The following is a 16,680-nucleotide window of genomic DNA, read 5'->3' on the forward strand; positions in this document are numbered from 1 at the left end:
TCCCTCGTCTCATCGGTGTGGCTCGTCGGCGCAGACTAGACGGGCGCGGGACCCCTCGAGGCGAAAATGCCCGATCCGCCCGCCGCCCGCTCAGCCCCGCAGCTTCTCCAACCGCTGCCGCAGCAGCGGGGCCCGGTGGGCGTTGCCGTGCAGCTCGACGTACCGCTCCTCGAAGACGGCGAGCAGCGCGTCGTCGAGCCGGCGTACGGCGCCGGGCGGGTAGCGGTAGTCCATCCGCTCGCTGAGCTCCATCGTGGCGGTCGGGCGGAGCGTGTCGGCGAGCTCGTCGAGGGAGGTGATGCCGAGCTCGAGGAGCAGGCCGGAGATCCAGGCGTAGTGGTCGGTGCGCGACCAGCCGGCGTCGGCGTACTGGCCCGCGAGGAAGGCGGCCAGCTCGCGCGGGTCGAGGCGGGGGTCGTCGTCGGGGACGGCGACCGTGGGGGTCGCGGCCTCGCGGAGCTTGTCGCGGATCGCGGAGAACTCGCGGTCGGCGAGCTCGAGGAGGCCCGCGGCCAGCGTGAAGCGGCGGTCGAAGTCGCGGGCGTGCTCGGCCGGCATCTGGCCCTTGTAGCGGATGTCGTGCTCGAACTCGGCCCACGCGTGCTGCAGCACGGTCCGCACCTGGACCTGGACGACGCGGCCCACGCCGACCTCCACCAGGAGGTGCCGGCTGGCGTAGCCGAAGCGGCCCTCGCTGGCCGTCTCGCGGCCCATGTCGCGGTCGTCGACCACGACCACCTGGTCGGCCAGCAGCCGCGCGACCGCGTCGACGTCGCTCTGGGCGTAGGTGATGACGCGCAGGCCGATCTGGTCGGTGATCTCGCGCAGCGGGTCGGAGTAGAGCGGCTTGCCGTCGGCCATCCGGCCGGCCTTCTCCGCGAACGACGACACGCTCTTGGTGCGGCCGGTGACGCTGAGGTAGTTGATGCCGGCCTCGTCGAGGATCGAGGTCACCAGTCCGAGCGCCCGCTCCCCGGCCGCGACCAGGCCCGCGTGGCTGGCGGCGTACTCCTGCACAGCGCGGCCGATGACCGCGCTCTCGTCGGGCAGCGCGGGGGTGACGATGTAGCCGGTCTCGAGGTCGCCGTACGTCGTGGTCCGGTCGGGCCAGCGGTCGGCGAACAGCCCGACGTAGGCGCAGACCACGGCGTCGACCTGGTCCTCCACGACCCGCAGCTCGCTCTTGCGGGCCGCCTGCTCGACCTGGCGGCGCAGCGCCTGCCAGGTCTCGTCGACGGTCACGACCGACTCGACGTGGCGCATCAGCTCCAGCAGCTCGGAGCGGAGCAGCTCGAGGTCGCGGCCGGTCTTGTGCTTGTACTTCAGCGTCCGGCCCAGCCCGAACAGCACGATCGTCGCCGGGTGCGGGTAGACCTCGATCGCCCGCCGGGCCCGGCCCGAGCGCGGGTTGACGTCGAGGCCGTGCCGCTTGGCGAGGTGCCACGCGCGGCCGCCGTCGGCGAACTCCGGCTTGCCGGTGTTGGACGGGTGGGTGCCGGCCTCGAAGCGCCGGAAGTCCTTGGACAGCGCCTTCTCCGCCGGCCTCGAGCCGGTCGGGTTGCGCACGATCACCGGCGCGTCGATGGCCACCAGGCAGGCCTCACCGACGTACGGCGCCAGCGCGGCGTCGATCTCCTCGTCGCTGCGGCGGGTCGACACGTGCAGCAGGCGCGCCTCGGGGTCGATCACCGCCACGCCGGTCGGACCCTTGGGGCCCCAGGCGAGGTCGAGGCCGATGTAGTGGACGGGCTGCTGCACGAGGCACAGCCTGCCCTACCGGTGGTCCTCGACCCACCGGTCTGGACACCTCCTGCTTCTCCCCCGCAGGTGGGTACTGCCGCTGGCGGCGGCCGTGACACGATTCACCGGTCAACAAGAAGTGAGGAGCACGCGCAGGTGTCTGAGGAAACGTACGACTGGGTCCGCCTTCTCCAGGAGAACCGCGACGACGTCCTGGCCCGCTGGACGGAGATCGTCCGCGGCAGCCTCGCCGGCCGGATGAGCGCCACGGAGTCGTCGCACGACCTCCGCGAGGTCCTCGACGCGCTGCTGGCCGGCCAGGGCAGCACCGACGTCCGGTCCCCGTCGTACGACGGTCTCCGCTCGCTGCTGGCAGAGCTGAGCCGGACCCGCGCGCGCCAGGGCTTCACGCCCACCGAGACCGCGGTCAGCGTCTTCGCGCTCAAGGAGGCCGTGCTCGGCCTGCTGCAGGCGTCGGGCGACCTGCGCGGCTACCGCGCCTTCGCCGACCTCTCCGGCCTGGTCGACGAGCTCGGGCTGTTCATGGTCGAGACCTACTCCGCGACGCGCGAGACGGTGATCGCCGAGCAGGCCGAGAGCCTGCTGGAGCTGTCGACGCCGGTGGTGAAGCTGTGGGACGGCATCGTCGCCCTGCCGCTGGTCGGCACCCTCGACTCCGCCCGCACCCAGGTGGTCATGGAGGCGCTCCTCCAGGCGCTCGTGGACACCGGCTCCGAGCACGCGATCATCGACATCACCGGCGTCGCGGCCGTCGACACCCAGGTCGCCCAGCACCTGCTGAAGACCGTGCAGGCCGCCCGCCTCCTCGGCGCGGAGTGCATCATCTCCGGCATCCGGCCGCAGATCGCCCAGACCGTCGTCGCGCTCGGGATCGAATTCGGCGACATCCAGACCAAGGCCAACCTCTCGGACGCCATGCTGCTGGCGCTGCGCCGGTCCGGCCTGGACGTCGTCAAGAGCGGACGGGGTCGCGGCTGATGGACCGGGTGCCGATCCTGCGCATCGGTGACGTGCTGCTGGTGTCGATCCAGGTCGACCTCCAGGACGACATCGCCCTCGCGCTCCAGGACGACCTCAGCCAGCGGATCGTCGACACCGGCGCCAAGGGCGTGCTGATCGACATCTCCGCGCTCGAGATCGTCGACAGCTTCGTCGGCCGGATGATCTCCACAACCGCCGCGGTCTCGCGGGTCCTGGACGCCGAGACCGTCGTCGTCGGCATGCAGCCGGCCGTCGCGATCACCCTGGTCGAGCTCGGCCTCACCCTGAGCGGGGTCCGCACCGCCCTCGACGTCGACCGCGGTCTGGCGATCCTGGCCGGGCGCGAGAGCGGCGTGGTCGCCGAGGCGGACGACGATGACCAGCTCGACGACTGAGCCCACGACGTACGCCGTCGCCGCGGACGCCGACGTGGTCCGCGTCCGCCAGGCGGTGCGGGACCTGGCCGTGCAGGCCAAGTTCTCCCTGGTCGACCAGACCAAGCTGGTCACCGCCACCAGCGAGCTGGCCCGCAACACCCTCGTGTACGGCGGGGGCGGCGAGGCCCTGGTCGCCCTCCTCGACAAGGCCGGCCGGCCCGGGATCGAGATCTGGTTCCGCGACGAGGGGCCGGGCATCCCCGACCTGGACCTCGCGCTGACCGACGGCTGGACGAGCGGCGGCGGGATGGGCCTCGGGCTGTCCGGTGCCAAGCGGCTGGTGGACGAGTTCGAGGTCGACACCGCTCCGGACCGCGGCACGCGGGTCCGGATCGTCAAGTGGAGACGATGACCTCGGCCGACGGGTCCGGCGTCGTCCACGACGACGTCTGGATCCCCGTCGACGAGACCGCGGCGGTCGCCGGCGCCCGGCGCCGGGCCGGCGCCCTGGCCACGGCCGCCGGGCTGGCGGCCGACCGGGTCGGCGAGGTCGAGATCGTCGTCAGCGAGCTGGCGACCAACGTGGTCAAGCACGGTGGCGGCGGGGACCTGGTGCTCCGCCGGCTGCCGGAGACCGACGGTGGCGGCCTGCAGGTCGTGGCGGTCGACGCCGGCCCGGGCACCCGTCATCTCGAGGCGATGGCCGGGGACGGCCGGTCGAGCGCCGGCACGCTGGGCGTCGGCCTGGGCGCCGTACGGCGGCTCTCGGCGCGCGTCGACATGTGGTCGGCCCCGACCCGCGGCACCGTCGTGGTCGCCGGCCTGACCGCCGACGGCAGCGACCACGAGCCGCTGGTGGCCGAGCTGCGCCGGCCGCTGCGCGGCGAGACGGTCTGCGGCGACGCGGTCGGGCACCGCGAGATCGACGGCGGCACCCTGCTGGTGGTCGCCGACGGCCTGGGGCACGGCCCGCTCGCGGCCCAGGCGTCCTCGCGCGCGCTGGAGGTCTTCCACGCGGCCTCGTCCACGTCGCCCGCCGACCTGGTGCGGCGGATGCACCAGGCGCTGTCGGGCACCCGCGGCGCGGCGATCGCGGTCTGCCTGGTCGACCCCGCACGCCGGACCCTGGTCCATGCCGGCGTGGGCAACGTCAGCTGCCGGCTGGTCGGAGGGCGCCGGGCGCGCTGGCTCCCGTCGCAGCCCGGCATCGTCGGGCACAACCTGCCCCGCGTGCAGGAGCAGCCGGTCGACCTGGACGACTCCCAGCTGGTGGTCCTGCACAGCGACGGCCTGACCGAGAAGTGGTCGCCCGAGGACCTGCCCCCCGTCACCCGGCACGGCGCGACCGTGGTGGCCGCGGCGCTGCTGCGGGACGCGGGCACGCGCCGCGACGACGCGAGCGTGCTGGCGATGCGGGTCAGCGCATGAGCCCGCAGCACGACCTGACCACGCTGGTCCTGGCCGAGGACGCCGACGTCTTCACGGCCCGCCAGCTCGGCCGCGAGCTGGCGAGCTCGCTCGGTCTCGACCGGCTGGACGCGACCCGGGTCGCCACCGCGATCAGCGAGCTCTCCCGGGTCGCCGTGGCGGTCGGCGGCGGCCGGGTCACGTACGCCGTGCGCGAGTCCGGGGAGCTGGTCGCGGTCGTGCGCGCCGCCGCGGGTCTCGGGCCGGACGACGAGAGCGTCCGGGCGGCCACCCGGCTGGTCGACTCGCTCGTCCACGAGCGCGAGGGCGACCGTGTGACCGTGGTCGTCACGAAAGCGCCGCCCACAGCGTCCGTGCTCTCCCCCGCGCAGGTGCAGCAGCTCCGCGGGCGGGTGAGCCACCACGACCAGAGCACCCCGATCGAGGAGCTGCGCCAGCAGCACGCCGAGCTGGTCTCGGTCCTGGAGGAGGTGCGTGCCAAGAACGTCGAGCTGGAGACCCTGAACCGGGAGCTCGAGGAGACCAACCACGGCGTGATGGCGCTCTACCACGAGCTGTCGGGCGAGCTCGAGCGCACCAACCAGGGCGTGGTGGCGCTCTACGCCGAGATCGACGACAAGAACGACCGGCTGAGCGCGGCCAGCGAGGCCAAGAGCCGGTTCCTGCGCAGCATCAGCCACGAGCTGCGCACGCCGGTCAACTCCGTCCTCGGGCTGACCCGGCTGCTCACCGACCCCGGGGCGGGCAGCCTCAGCCCGGAGCAGGCCGAGCAGGTCGGCTTCATCCGCACCAGCGCCACCGACCTGCTCGGGCTGGTCAACGAGCTGCTCGACCTGGCCAAGGCCGAGTCCGGGCGGCTGGTCCCCGACCCGCAGGACCTCGTCCTGCGCGAGCTGTTCGACGACCTCGCGAACATGACCGGCCCGCTGCTGCGCGACGGCGTACGCCTCGTCGTCGACGCGGGCCGGCCCGGCGCCGTCGTGCACACCGACCCCGACCTGGTCCGGCACGTGCTGCGCAACCTGCTCAGCAACGCCGCGAAGTTCACCGAGGCCGGCACCGTCACCCTCGCGGCCGACCAGGACGCCGACGGGACGACGATCAGCGTCACCGACACCGGGGTGGGCCTGACCGAGGAGGACCGCGAACGGGTCTTCGAGGAGTTCTTCCAGGCCCGCACCCCCCTCCACGCCACGGCCCGCGGCACCGGCCTCGGCCTGCCCTTCGCGCTCGGGGTCGCCCAGGCCCTCGGCGGCGACATCGAGGTCACCAGCACGCCGGAGCTCGGCAGCCGGTTCGCCCTCCGCCTGCCCCTGCGGCCACCGGAGCCCGCCCCGTGAGCACCCCGACCGTGCTGGTCTGCGACGACACCCCGGCCAAGCGCTACGTGCTCGCGAGCTGGCTGCGGCGCTCCGGGTACGGCGTGGTCGAGTGCGACACCGCCGCCGGCGCCCTCGAGCTGCTGCACCACGAGCCCGTTGACCTCGCCGTGCTCGACATCCACCTGCCCGACGGCAACGGCCTCGACATCACCCGCGCGCTCCGCGCCGACCCGGTCCTGGCCTCGACCCCGGTCGTGCACGTGTCCGCGGTGGCGATGGAGACCTCCGACAAGGTGACCGCGCTGGACCAGGGGGCCGACGCCTACCTGGTCGACCCGATCGAGCCGGAGGAGCTGCTCTCGACGGTGCGGGCGCTGCTGCGCTCCTTCGGCGCCCGCCGCGACGCCGAGCTGCTCGCCACCCGGCTCGGGCGACTCAACCGCGCCGTCGTCCGGCTGCACGTGGCGGCCAGCCCGGCCCGGCTCGCCGAGGCCAGCGCCCGGGCCGCCGCCGAGGTGGTCGGCGGGGCCGCCGCGGCTCAACTCGTCGACGACCAGGGCACCGCCTGGCGGACCGTCGTCACCGGGCCGGAGTCCGACGCCGTCGCGACGTCGACCGCGCTCCCGGACCCCGACCCGGAGGCCTGGACCGACCGGCTGCCCACCGTCGCCGGCGGCTGGACCAGCTGGGCGGTCGCGACCGACCGCGGGGCGATCGGGGCGGTCGCCGTACCGGCTGCCGGGCCGGACGACGACGAGGACCAGGTCGACGTGCTCCTGCAGCGGCTGGCCCAGGCGACCGCGGTCGCGGCCGAGAACCTCCGGGCGCTCGAGCTCGAGCACCGCACCGCCCTGATGCTCCAGCGCAGCCTGCTCCCCGGTGTGCTGCCCGAGCCCGAGGGCCTGGTCCTGGCCGCGCGCTACCGCGCCTCCCAGCAGCAGGCCGAGGTCGGGGGCGACTTCTTCGACGCGTTCGAGGTCGACGGCCGCTGCCTCCTGGTCATCGGCGACGTCCAGGGCCACTCGCTCGAGGCGGCCGTGGTGATGGCCGAGCTGCGCTACTCCCTGCGCGCCTACGCGTACGACGGCCACGGCCCGGAGGCCGTCGTCGACCGGCTCGACCGGCTCCTGGACCGGTCCGGCTCCGGCCTGATCGCCACCATCGCCGTGCTCGCGGTCGCCGCCGACCGGCGCTCGGTCGAGGTCGTCTGCGCCGGCCACCCCGCGCCGCTGCTCGTGCGGGCCGGCACCGCCCGCCCCCTCGAGGCCCGCGGCCCGTTGCTCGGCGCGATGATCGGCGGGCACCCGTCGACGTCGTACGAGCTGGAGGCGGGTGACCGCCTGCTGCTCTTCACCGACGGCCTGGTCGAGCGCCGCCGCGAGCCGATCGACGTCAACATCGACCGGCTGGCAGCCCAGGCGGCCGCGGCCGGCGGCTCGCCCGAGGAGCTCGCCGACGCCCTGGTCGCGACGTGGAGCGACAGCGAGGACGACGTCGCGCTGCTGGTCGTCGACGTGCTGGGTCAGCCCGCGTAGGCCGCCGCGATCGCCGCGCCGAGGCGGGCGTTGGCGCGCACCAGGGCGATGTTGGCGGTGAGGCTGGCGCCGCCGGTGATCTCCACGATCCGCCCCAGGAGGTACGGCGTCGCCTCCTTGCCGTGGATGCCGAGCGCGTCCATGTCGGCCAGGGCCTGGTCAATGATCCCGCCGATCTCGGCGGCCGGGATCTCGTCCTCGACCGGGATCGGGTGCGCGACGACGACGCCGCCCCCGAGGCCGAGGTCCCACTTGGCCCGCATGACCGCGGCGACCTGCTCGGGGCCGTCGACCCGCATCGGGGCGGCGTGGCCGCTGGAGCGGGAGTAGAAGGAGGGGAACTCGTCGCTGCCGTCGACCAGCACCGGCACACCGAGGGTCTCCAGCGTCTCGAGGGTGAGCCCGATGTCGAGGATGCTCTTCACGCCGGCGCTGACGACGGCGACGTCGGTCTGGCCGAGCTCGGTGAGGTCGGCGCTGATGTCGAAGGTCTGCTGGGCGCCACGGTGCACGCCGCCCAGGCCGCCGGTGACGAACACCTTGATGCCGGCGAGGGCCGCCAGCCGCATGGTCGCCGCGACGGTGGTGGCGCCGTGCAGGCGGCGGGCGACGACGTACGGCAGGTCGCGGACGCTGACCTTGGTGACGTCGCCGTGGCTCGCGAGCAGCTCCAGGTCCTCGGGCGACAGGCCGATGCGCGGGGTGCCGTCGAGGACGGCGATGGTCGCCGGGACGGCACCGTGCTCGCGCACGATCCCCTCGACCTCGGTGGCCATCGCGACGTTCTGCGGGTAGGGCATCCCGTGGCTGATGATCGTGCTCTCGAGCGCGACGACCGGGCGGCCCTCGGCGAGCGCGTCGGCCACCTCCGGGGTCACGGTCAGCATCGGGTGGGTCATGCGTGTCTCCTGACGAGGCGGTCGGTGAGGTCGGGACGGACGGTGTGGGTGCTGGCGACGGTGAGGGCGGCGGCCGCGTGCCCGTACGACGCGGCCGCGACCTCGTCCTCGCCGGCCAGCACGGCGTGGCAGAAGGCGGCGAGCATCGCGTCGCCGGCGCCGGTGACGTCGACGACCTCGGCGGCGGGGACGGCAGGGATCCGATGGACGCCGGTCGGCCCGCTGAGCAGCGACCCCTCCGCGCCGAGGCGGACCCAGACCCAGGTCACGCCGCGCGCGTGCAGGGCGTCGGCGTCGCCGCCGAGCGCGGCAAGCTCGTCGCGATTGGGCGTGACGGCGTACACCGGTCGGCTGGGGTCGAGCAGGTCCCGCAGCTTCTCGGCCTTGGGCACGCTCACCGGCTCCAGGACGACACGTACGTCGGCGGCCGCGGCCAGGTCGAGGGCGTAGCCCAGCGTCGGCGCGGCCAGGTTGCCGTCGAGGACGACCAGGCTCGCCGCGGCGACCAGGTCGCGGGCGGCGTCGACGTCGGCCGGGGCGAGCTCGTCGGTCGCGCGCATGTCCGCGACCGCGACCACCAGCTCGCCGTCGGCGTCGAGGACCGCGGTGTAGGTGCCGGTGCCGTGCGGGCTGCGCAGCACGTGCTCGACCCGGACGCCGGCGTCGGAGGTGGCGGCCAGGACCTGGTCGCCGAGCGGGTCGGCGCCGACCGCCGCGACCAGGTGGGTGCGGGTGCCGAGGCGGGCCAGGTTCTCGGCGACGTTGCGGCCGACCCCGCCGGCGGCGAGCGCGGAGTGGCCGGGGTTGCTCGTGCCGGGCTGGGCGCTGCGGGCGCTGCGCGCCTTGACGTCCATGTTGGCGCCGCCGATCACCACGACCGAGGGCCCGTCGCCGAGCACGTAGCCGCGTCCGAGGATCACGCCCTTCTTGCCCAGGTTGGACAGGTGCACGTTGACCGCCGCGCGGGTGGTGCCGAGCGCGTCGGCGAGGGCCGCCGAGCCGAGCAGCGGGTCGCGGCGCAGCAGGGCCACGATCTCGCTCTCCCGCTCGGTCAGGCTCACCCTTAGAAGGCTAAAGCATCCTTATCAGAATTAGTAGAGGGAGCCGGGACCGTGGCGACGGCGATCGCGGTCGTGACGGGGACGGCGAGGACCAGCCCGATGCTGGTGGCCAGCGTGCGGACCACCTCCTGGGCGATCTCCTCGGTGGCCAGCAGGTCGACGACCGGGAGGCCGTAGAGCTCCAGGACCAGGAGCACGGTCAGCGCCGTGCCGGCGTAGGCGAAGACGATCGTGTAGATCGTCGAAGCGATGTGGTCGCGGCCGATCCGCATGCCGCTGGCGAACAGCCGCGACCGGCTCATCCCCGGCGCGGCCCCGCGCAGCTCCCAGACCGCGGAGGCCTGGGTGATGGTGACGTCGTTGAGCACGCCGAGCCCCGCGATGATCACCGCGCAGGTCATCAGGCCGGAGAAGTCCAGGTCGGGCGCGAAGCCCGACAGCACCGTCGATCCGTCGTCGCCGATGCCGCTGAGGCTGGTCGCGCGCACGGCCAGCCAGCCGACGACCGCGGTGAGGGCGACGCCGACGTGGGTGCCGGCCAGGGCCGCGCTGGTCCGGATGGAGAAGCCGTGGGTCGTGAAGAGGACGACGTACATGATCGCGGCGGAGCCGACCAGCCCGACCGCGATCGCGGGCTCGCCGACCAGCAGCGCGGGCAGCACGAACTGCAACAGCACCAGACCCGCGAAGCCCAGCCCGACCAGGGCCAGCACGCCACGCAGCCGGGCCACCGCGACCACGACCAGCGCGAACAGGCCGACCATGATCCAGATCGGCCGGGTCCGGTCGACGCCGAACCAGCTCACCCGGTCCGGCTCGCCCGCCGCGCCCGGCGTGACGACCAGCCGGACGGTGTCGCCGGCCCCGAGGTCGGAGTCGAGGACCTGCGGCGGCACCTGCAGGCCGACCTCCTCGCCGTCGTACGACACCACCAGCTGGTCGGCCTCGGTCCGGACCACCTCGGCGGTCGGGAACTCCACCCCCGGCGCCGCGAACGGCACCGAGCTGGTCAGCTCGTCGACCTTGCCGCCGTCCGGCCACAGCTGCCAGACACCCACCGCGGTCACCACGGCGACCAGCGCGAGGAAGGCCAACAGCACCGTCCGCGGGCCGCGGCCGATGCGCAGGTCGGGGGCGTCGTGGGTGTGCGAGTGGCCGGCGTGGTCGTCACGTCGGCGCTCACGTCGGTGGGAGTGGGCGCCGGCCATGGGAGTCATTCTCCCCGGCGGTGGCTACCGTGCCTCCATGAGTCTCGCCCGCACGGTCGCCCGCGTCGCCCTCGGCTCGATCATGGTCGGCGCCGGGGTGACCCACCTGACCTCCGCCCGCCAGGAGTTCCGGGCCCAGGTACCGGACTGGTTCCCGGTCGACGCCGACGCGGTGGTCCTCGCCTCGGGCGTCGTCGAGATCGGCCTCGGCGCCGCCTTCGTCGCCCTCCCGAAGCGCCAGCGCACGGTCGGCGCGCTGCTCGCGCTGTTCTACGTCGCGATCTTCCCCGGCAACATCGCCCAGTACGTCGAGCACACCGACGCCTTCGGCCTCGACACCGACACCAAGCGCTTCGTGCGGCTGTTCTTCCAGCCGGAGCTGGTCCTCTGGGCGCTGTTCGGTGGTGGCTTCGGACGCGATCGCAGGAGTTGAGCCCGTCCGGGATCCAGCTCGGCCACCCGACGACCGGTACCTCCGGCGAGCGATCCGGTACCCCAGGCCGATGAGACAGGTCGGTGCTCGTCGAGATGATCTCCGTCGTCGGCATCCGGCCGATCAGTCGCGTCTGCCGAGCTCGCTCGGAGATCGGAGGAGGTGGCGTTGTTCGCCGAGGTCCCGGTCCTGCCCGTGGTCGTTCCGCTCGCCGCGGCCGTCCTCGTCGTGTCGTCGTGGCACCTGCACCGACGCGCTCTGCTGACCCTGCCCCGTGCCGCCGTGGCGCTCGTCGTCAGCGTCTACGCCGCGGGGATCGTCGCCAACACCCTCTTCCCGATCTTCCTGGACAAGCCCACCAGCGACGTCCCGTGGACCCAGTTCATCAACCTCACGCCGATCGCCGGCTACGAGACCGCCGATGCGGTGATGAACATCTGCGTCTTCGTGCCGCTCGGCGTCCTGCTGTCCCTGGCCGTGCCCCGGTGGTCCTGGTGGCGCGTCCTGGCCGCGACGGCCGCCGTCAGCCTGTCCATCGAGGTCAGCCAGTACACGACCGCCCATCTCCTCGGAGGTGGCCACATCGCCGACGTCAACGACCTCGTCTTCAACGTGATCGGCGGCGCCCTCGGCTGTCTCCTGCTCGGCGCCCTCTCGCGGGCCCGGATCCTCGCCCCCTCGATCCGGCGGTTCCGCTGGTCCTGAGGCCGCCCGCGGCTCGGGACGGGGCCGCGGCGACACCTGCACCCTGGACGCTCTCCGTCGGGTGGGTTCGCGAGTAGTACGGAGAGGGGACCAGGTGGCCCCCTCTGCCTACTGCTGCTCGGGCCGGCGCGAGAAGCCCGACGGATCGGTGGATCGTCCGCCGATCTCGTACCGCGGGACGGTTGCGAAGAAGTCTAGGCGTGAGATCCCTCGGCCCACTCCGGGCGGAGTGATCCGATCGGTTCATGGCAGAGGCGAACGATCGCTCGGGGGCTTTGACTCCTGCGTCTACTGGCCGACCGTGTGGTGTGCATGCTCTGAAGTGGCTAACGTCCCGCGCGTGGGTGCTTGGGGTCCGGCCATCTTTTCGGATGACACTGCGTGCGATATCCGGGACGCCTACCGCCAACAGCTCGAGGACCAGGTCCCCGACAGAGAAGCCACCCAGCGCACGATCGACGCCTATGCGCACCTTGCCGATGACGAAAAGCACGTGCTCTGGCTCGCCCTCGCCGCCGTGCAATCGCAACTCGGCCGCCTCGACGAGGAGGTCAAAGCCGAAGCGATTCAGGTCATCGACAGTGGCGTCGGGCTCGAGCTCTGGGCAGAGGCGGGCGCCTCTTCATTGGCCAAGCGCAAAGCGGCATTGACCAAACTGCGCGAAACATTGTCGGGGCCACAGCCCGCCAGAAAGACCGTCAAGCGCCCGTGGCGCGACGACACTGAGCTCCGCGCCGGAGACGTGCTCAGCTTCGAGTCGCGCGACTCGCTCCGCCTACTGCGAGTGCTACGCGTCGACGATGACCGAGTGGGAGCAGCGCCCATTCTCGCCTTGCTCGATTGGGACGGATCGCGAGTGCCGTCGGATCGCAAACTCCGCCGACTCAAGATCCGCATGCAAGACCACGTCGGCCCAATGCGCCCCGATACGCACCGGGTTGCGCGACATCGCAAGAAGGACCCCGATTGGACGTCTCTTGGATTCACCCTCGTCGCGCATCAAGAACCCCGGCCAGAGGACAGCGGTGCTGCCGCGTGGAGCTACACCGACTGGACAGGGCTCGTCACACTCTTAAAGCAAGAACCCACGTCGTAGGCGACCCGCGCTCTCACCGGCAGATCCGATCACTCTCGGCCAAGTGCCGTGCCCGGGTGTGCCGCTGACCTGCACGAACGCGCCCGGTCGCCCTTTCGCTGCCCCGGCGTTGATGCCTACGGTTCGGCACGCCGGAGCGCACCGCTGCGGTGAGAACGAGGAGGAACCATGAACGAGACCCCGTGGCTGATCGCCGCCGCCATCCTGATCGCGACTTTGGCGAAGTCGACGCCCGAGCTCCGTCGGACCGTTGACTGGTGGGACGCGCGACGCCGCCGGCGCCACTGAGGTCGAGTCCTCAGCCCCACGACTCCAGCACGGCGACGTAGTCGACGACGACGTTCAGCACCTCGGTCACCGCCGCGGCTAGCTCGTCCCCGGCCAGATCGGAAGACTGGAGCTCCGGCCGGTCGACGGGCGCGGCGAGCAGCGCGCGGAGGCCGGCCTCCTCGTCCGGGTCGAGGTCGTAGTCGTCCCACACGGCGCCGAGCGTGACGAGCAGCTCCGAGCGCCCCCAGCCGGGCTCGGACGGGAGCACCTCCGCAGCCGCGTCGATCCAGCGCGGGTTCCGCGCCTCCGCCTCGTCGCCGACGATCGTGAAGAGCATCATCGCGGCGGAGGCCGCGGCCGGGAACATCTCCTCGCGCCTGTCATAGGGCAACGCCACGGCGCGGGCGACGAACGTCGCGGCCCGTTGCTCGTCACCTGACGCGAGTGCCTTGGCCGCTTTGCGGAGCAGGTTGTCCGCCGCCTCCATCGCGGCCTGGCTGATCGGCGCCAGAGCCCGTTGGCCCAGCACCGTCGCCGCGTCACCGAGGGCGTGGGGAGCGAACGGGTCGCGGGGCAGGCTCATGGCCGCGACGCTACCGGCCGCCCACCCCCTCAGCGGTACGACGGCCCCCGGTCAGCCCGCGTAGTCCCCGTCCTCCAGCCCCGCCTCGATCTCGAACCGGTTCCGCGACCCGCGGTGCCGCAGCTCCTCGAGCCAGTAGCGGAACGGGAAGCTCAGGCCGTGGCGCGCCCACTGCTCGGCGTGCACGGCCTCGTGCCGGAGCATCGCCGCGTCCGGCTCGCGGCGGGCCAGGTAGACCCCGGCGTACGACGTGCCGGCCCGCACGGCACCGAGCGGGACGCCGACCGCCACGAAGATGCCGGCCGTCTCGTCGAAGCGCACCGGTCGGCGCCACAACCGGGCCCAGGCCAGCGCCAGCACGGTGACCAGCAGGGCCTGGCGCGACCCGCGCGCGGCCCGGCGACGCTGCTCACGGGTGCTCACCATCCCCATGGTGGACTGGGAGCGTGAGCGACTCCACCCCGCCCCGCCCCGCCGAGCTGGTGCTGCAGGCGGTGACGACCGTGGCGTGGATCGCCGTGCCGGACTACGTCACCCGTCCGTGGTCGCGCCGAGTGACCCGGCTGGCGATCCTGGCCGGCACCACCGGCGCCTACCTCCTGCTGGAACGGCCCTCCCACGAGGAGCCGGACCTGCCCGATGGTCCCCCCTCGAAGCTCGCGGTCGCCAAGGTCACCGCCGCCGTGGTCGCCTCGTTCGCGACCGCGCGCGGGACCAAGCGGCTCACCGCGGCCGCCGTACGGCGTCTCGAGGCGCGAGGCGTACGGCGCCCCTGGACCGTCGCCGGGGTCGGCATGGCCGCAGTGACGGCGGGGATGCGGGCCGCGGATGCTCGCCGCGTCGTACTCCACCGGGAGTAGGCGCCCCGCCGACTGCCTCCTCCGGGCGGACGCGCCGGACCCCCACGAACGGCGAGGGTCGTGGCATGAAACCAGTCGAACGGCTCCTCACCACGATCCACGCCTTCCCGCGGCGTTCGCTCGCCGCGATCCTCCTCTTTGTCGCCCTGGCCGGTGTGATCGGCGGACCGGTCGCCGGCGCGCTGCAGAGTGACGGCGGCTTCGCGCCGGCCGACGCCGAGTCCGCCCGTGCGGTCGAGCGGATCGAGGCGGCCACCGGCCAGCAGGCCTCGGCCGGCCTCGTGCTGCTCGTCGAGCCGGCCGCCGACGCCGGGGCGGTCGCCGACACCCTCGCCGGGATCGACGGCCTGGCCGAGGTCACCCCGGGCGGGACGTCGACCGACGGCTCGTCCGCCCTGGTCCTCGGCACGGTCACCGCGGGCGTCGACGACGAGGTGGTCGCCCACGACGTCGTCGAGGCCTTCGCCGACGACGAGGCGGTGACCGTCGGCGGGTCCGCGGTCGCCGGGCTCCAGCTCGGCGAGCAGGTCGAGCAGGACCTCACCCGCGCCGAGCTGCTCGCCCTGCCGATCCTGGTGCTGCTCTCGATCCTGATCTTCGGCGGGCGCGCGGCGGTGCTGCCCCTGGTCGTCGGGATCGCGACCGTGCTCGGCACGTTCCTGGTGCTCACCGGCGCCAACCAGGTCTACGGCCTCAGCATCTTCGCCCTCAACCTGGTCATCGGCCTCGGCCTCGGTCTGGCCATCGACTACAGCCTGTTCCTGCTGAGCCGCTACCGGGAGGAGCTGCAGCGCCAGGGCCCGACCGCCGCCGCGGTCCGCACGACCATGGCCACCGCCGGTCGCACCGTCGTCTACTCCGCCGCGACCGTCGCGGTCGCGCTGGCCACCCTGGCCGTCTTCCCGATGGGCTTCCTGCGCTCGATGGGCATCGCCGGCGCCGCGGTCGCGGTCGTCGCGGCGGCCGCCTCGCTGCTGATCGCCCCCGCGATCTTCAGCCTCTGGGGGGCCCGACTGGCCCGCCGCACCCGGGGCGAGGCGGCGACCGAGGGCCGCTGGTACCGCTTCTCCCACGCCGTCATGCGCCGCCCCGGCCTGGTCGCCACCGGCACCGCCGCGGTGATGCTGGTCCTGGCCGCCCCGGCCCTCCAGGCCAGCTGGACCCCGGTCGACGGCACCGTCGTCCCCACCGACCTCAGCGCCCGCATCGTCAGCGACACCCTCGAGGCAGAGTACGACGGCGATGCCGGCACCCCCGTCACCGTGGCCGTCAGCAGCGACGACCCGGCGGAGGTGGCCGCGTTCGCCACGGACGCCTCCGCACTCCCGGGCGTGCTCGCACCGGCCCAGGCGACCGAGCTGGGCAGCGGGGTCTGGCAGCTCGACCTCGTCGTCGACGGCGACCCGGCCGGCAACGCCGCCCAGGACGTGGTCGCCGAGGTGCGCGACCTGGCCGGCAGCACCGGGGCCGACGCCCTCGTGACCGGGCCGGCCGCGGAGTTCGTCGACCAGCAGGCCGCGATCGCCGCCAGCCTGCCGCTCGCGGTCGGCCTGCTCGTCGTACTCACCATGCTCGTGCTCTGGCTGATGACCGGCTCGGTGGTGCTGCCGGTCAAGGCGGTGGTGATGAACGTCCTGACGGTCGGCGTCGCCCTCGGCGCGATCGCGTTCATCTACCAGGGCGGTCGGCTGACCGGCCTGCTCGGCTACACGCCCAACGGGGGCATCGAGCCGACCAACTTCCTGGTGGCCGCCGCGCTGGTCTTCGCCCTCTCGACCGACTACGGCGTCTTCCTCCTCGGCCGGATCAAGGAGGCCCGCGACTCCGGCCTGACCGAGCGCGAGGCGGTCGCGACCGGCCTGGGCCGCACCGGCGGCATCGTCACCGCGGCCGCGATCCTGCTGGCGGTCGCGATCGGGGCGTTCAGCACCAGCGAGATCTCCTTCATGCAGCAGATCGGCATCGCGACGGCGGTCGGCGTCCTGGTGGACGCGTTCATCGTGCGCTCGCTGCTGGTACCGGCCCTGATGGGCCTGATGGGCAAGTGGAACTGGTGGGCGCCGATGTGGCTGCGCCGGGTCCACGACCGGGTCGGCCTGTCCGAGGGCGAGAAGCCGGCCGACCGTCTGGTGCTCACTCCGTGACAGCCTCCCGAGCCGGG

The 16,680-nt window shown here is 73.3% G+C and carries 17 protein-coding genes; 11 read left to right on the forward strand and 6 right to left on the reverse strand.

All coding sequences use genetic code 11. The annotated features are described in order from the left end of the window. Positions 1-90 precede the first annotated feature (90 nt). On the reverse strand, positions 91-1,758 hold the full coding sequence (locus tag BLT76_RS04525) for a DUF429 domain-containing protein (protein WP_090851361.1): 1,668 nt from the start codon (positions 1,756-1,758) through the stop codon (positions 91-93). A 138-nt stretch (positions 1,759-1,896) separates the two neighbouring features. Between BLT76_RS04525 and BLT76_RS04530 the strand changes: the two genes are divergently transcribed. Genes BLT76_RS04530 through BLT76_RS04555 form a run of 6 tightly spaced genes read left to right on the forward strand, consistent with a single transcriptional unit; the run spans position 1,897 to position 7,404 of the window. Beyond that, a complete protein-coding gene (locus BLT76_RS04530) occupies positions 1,897-2,739 on the forward strand; it encodes an STAS domain-containing protein (protein WP_244509256.1) in 843 nt (280 codons plus the stop codon). Next, entirely contained in the window at positions 2,739-3,137 is a 399-nt protein-coding gene (locus BLT76_RS04535) for an STAS domain-containing protein (RefSeq protein WP_090851364.1), read from the forward strand. Before BLT76_RS04530 ends, BLT76_RS04535 begins: the two co-directional genes overlap by 1 nt. After that, positions 3,118-3,531, forward strand: a complete 414-nt coding sequence (locus tag BLT76_RS04540) for an anti-sigma regulatory factor (protein ID WP_090851366.1) — start codon at positions 3,118-3,120, stop codon at positions 3,529-3,531. Before BLT76_RS04535 ends, BLT76_RS04540 begins: the two co-directional genes overlap by 20 nt. Beyond that, positions 3,528-4,547, forward strand: coding sequence for a SpoIIE family protein phosphatase (locus tag BLT76_RS04545; protein ID WP_244509275.1), 1,020 nt, complete (start codon positions 3,528-3,530; stop codon positions 4,545-4,547). Before BLT76_RS04540 ends, BLT76_RS04545 begins: the two co-directional genes overlap by 4 nt. Further along, complete coding sequence (locus BLT76_RS04550) at positions 4,544-5,887, forward strand: sensor histidine kinase (protein ID WP_090851372.1); 1,344 nt, start codon at positions 4,544-4,546, stop codon at positions 5,885-5,887. Before BLT76_RS04545 ends, BLT76_RS04550 begins: the two co-directional genes overlap by 4 nt. Further along, the gene (locus BLT76_RS04555; RefSeq protein ID WP_090851375.1) at positions 5,884-7,404 is read left to right on the forward strand and encodes a SpoIIE family protein phosphatase; all 1,521 of its coding nucleotides are present in this window, start codon (positions 5,884-5,886) and stop codon (positions 7,402-7,404) included. Before BLT76_RS04550 ends, BLT76_RS04555 begins: the two co-directional genes overlap by 4 nt. Here BLT76_RS04555 and BLT76_RS04560 read toward each other — a convergent pair. The 3 genes from BLT76_RS04560 to BLT76_RS04570 are packed head-to-tail and all read right to left on the reverse strand — an operon-like array spanning position 7,392 to position 10,572. Further along, complete coding sequence (locus BLT76_RS04560; protein ID WP_090851378.1) at positions 7,392-8,303, reverse strand: pseudouridine-5'-phosphate glycosidase; 912 nt, start codon at positions 8,301-8,303, stop codon at positions 7,392-7,394. The two genes, BLT76_RS04555 and BLT76_RS04560, sit on opposite strands and share 13 nt — an antisense overlap. Then, entirely contained in the window at positions 8,300-9,364 is a 1,065-nt protein-coding gene (locus tag BLT76_RS04565) for a carbohydrate kinase (RefSeq protein WP_090851381.1), read from the reverse strand. Before BLT76_RS04565 ends, BLT76_RS04560 begins: the two co-directional genes overlap by 4 nt. A gap of 2 nt (positions 9,365-9,366) precedes the next feature. Further along, positions 9,367-10,572, reverse strand: a complete 1,206-nt coding sequence (locus BLT76_RS04570; protein ID WP_244509257.1) for a YibE/F family protein — start codon at positions 10,570-10,572, stop codon at positions 9,367-9,369. A 37-nt stretch (positions 10,573-10,609) separates the two neighbouring features. Here BLT76_RS04570 and BLT76_RS04575 point away from each other — a divergent pair, with 37 nt between their 5' ends. From BLT76_RS04575 to BLT76_RS04585, 3 genes are all read left to right on the forward strand, one after another. Next, on the forward strand, positions 10,610-11,005 hold the full coding sequence (locus BLT76_RS04575) for a DoxX family protein (protein WP_090851387.1): 396 nt from the start codon (positions 10,610-10,612) through the stop codon (positions 11,003-11,005). Between the two features lie 168 nt (positions 11,006-11,173). Continuing rightward, positions 11,174-11,710, forward strand: coding sequence for a VanZ family protein (locus BLT76_RS04580; protein ID WP_090851390.1), 537 nt, complete (start codon positions 11,174-11,176; stop codon positions 11,708-11,710). A 340-nt stretch (positions 11,711-12,050) separates the two neighbouring features. Beyond that, positions 12,051-12,806, forward strand: coding sequence for a DUF4259 domain-containing protein (locus BLT76_RS04585; protein WP_090851392.1), 756 nt, complete (start codon positions 12,051-12,053; stop codon positions 12,804-12,806). A 298-nt stretch (positions 12,807-13,104) separates the two neighbouring features. Here the strand turns inward: BLT76_RS04585 and BLT76_RS04590 are convergent, their stop codons facing one another. Beyond that, positions 13,105-13,659 carry a hypothetical protein gene (locus BLT76_RS04590; RefSeq protein ID WP_090851394.1) on the reverse strand — a complete coding sequence of 185 codons (555 nt, stop codon included), beginning with the start codon at positions 13,657-13,659 and terminating at the stop codon, positions 13,105-13,107. 51 nt (positions 13,660-13,710) lie between these two features. Further along, complete coding sequence (locus BLT76_RS04595; protein WP_211752720.1) at positions 13,711-14,082, reverse strand: hypothetical protein; 372 nt, start codon at positions 14,080-14,082, stop codon at positions 13,711-13,713. Positions 14,083-14,105: 23 nt separating this feature from the next. Here BLT76_RS04595 and BLT76_RS04600 point away from each other — a divergent pair, with 23 nt between their 5' ends. Together BLT76_RS04600 and BLT76_RS04605 are read left to right on the forward strand one after the other, a co-directional pair. Next, complete coding sequence (locus BLT76_RS04600; RefSeq protein ID WP_090851397.1) at positions 14,106-14,519, forward strand: hypothetical protein; 414 nt, start codon at positions 14,106-14,108, stop codon at positions 14,517-14,519. A 65-nt stretch (positions 14,520-14,584) separates the two neighbouring features. Continuing rightward, positions 14,585-16,663 (forward strand): MMPL family transporter, encoded by a 2,079-nt coding sequence (locus BLT76_RS04605; RefSeq protein ID WP_090851399.1) that lies wholly within the window; start codon positions 14,585-14,587, stop codon positions 16,661-16,663. Positions 16,664-16,680: the final 17 nt, after the last annotated feature.

The sequence above is a fragment of the Nocardioides lianchengensis genome, from assembly GCF_900101465.1.
In the GTDB taxonomy this organism is placed as follows: domain Bacteria; phylum Actinomycetota; class Actinomycetes; order Propionibacteriales; family Nocardioidaceae; genus Nocardioides; species Nocardioides lianchengensis.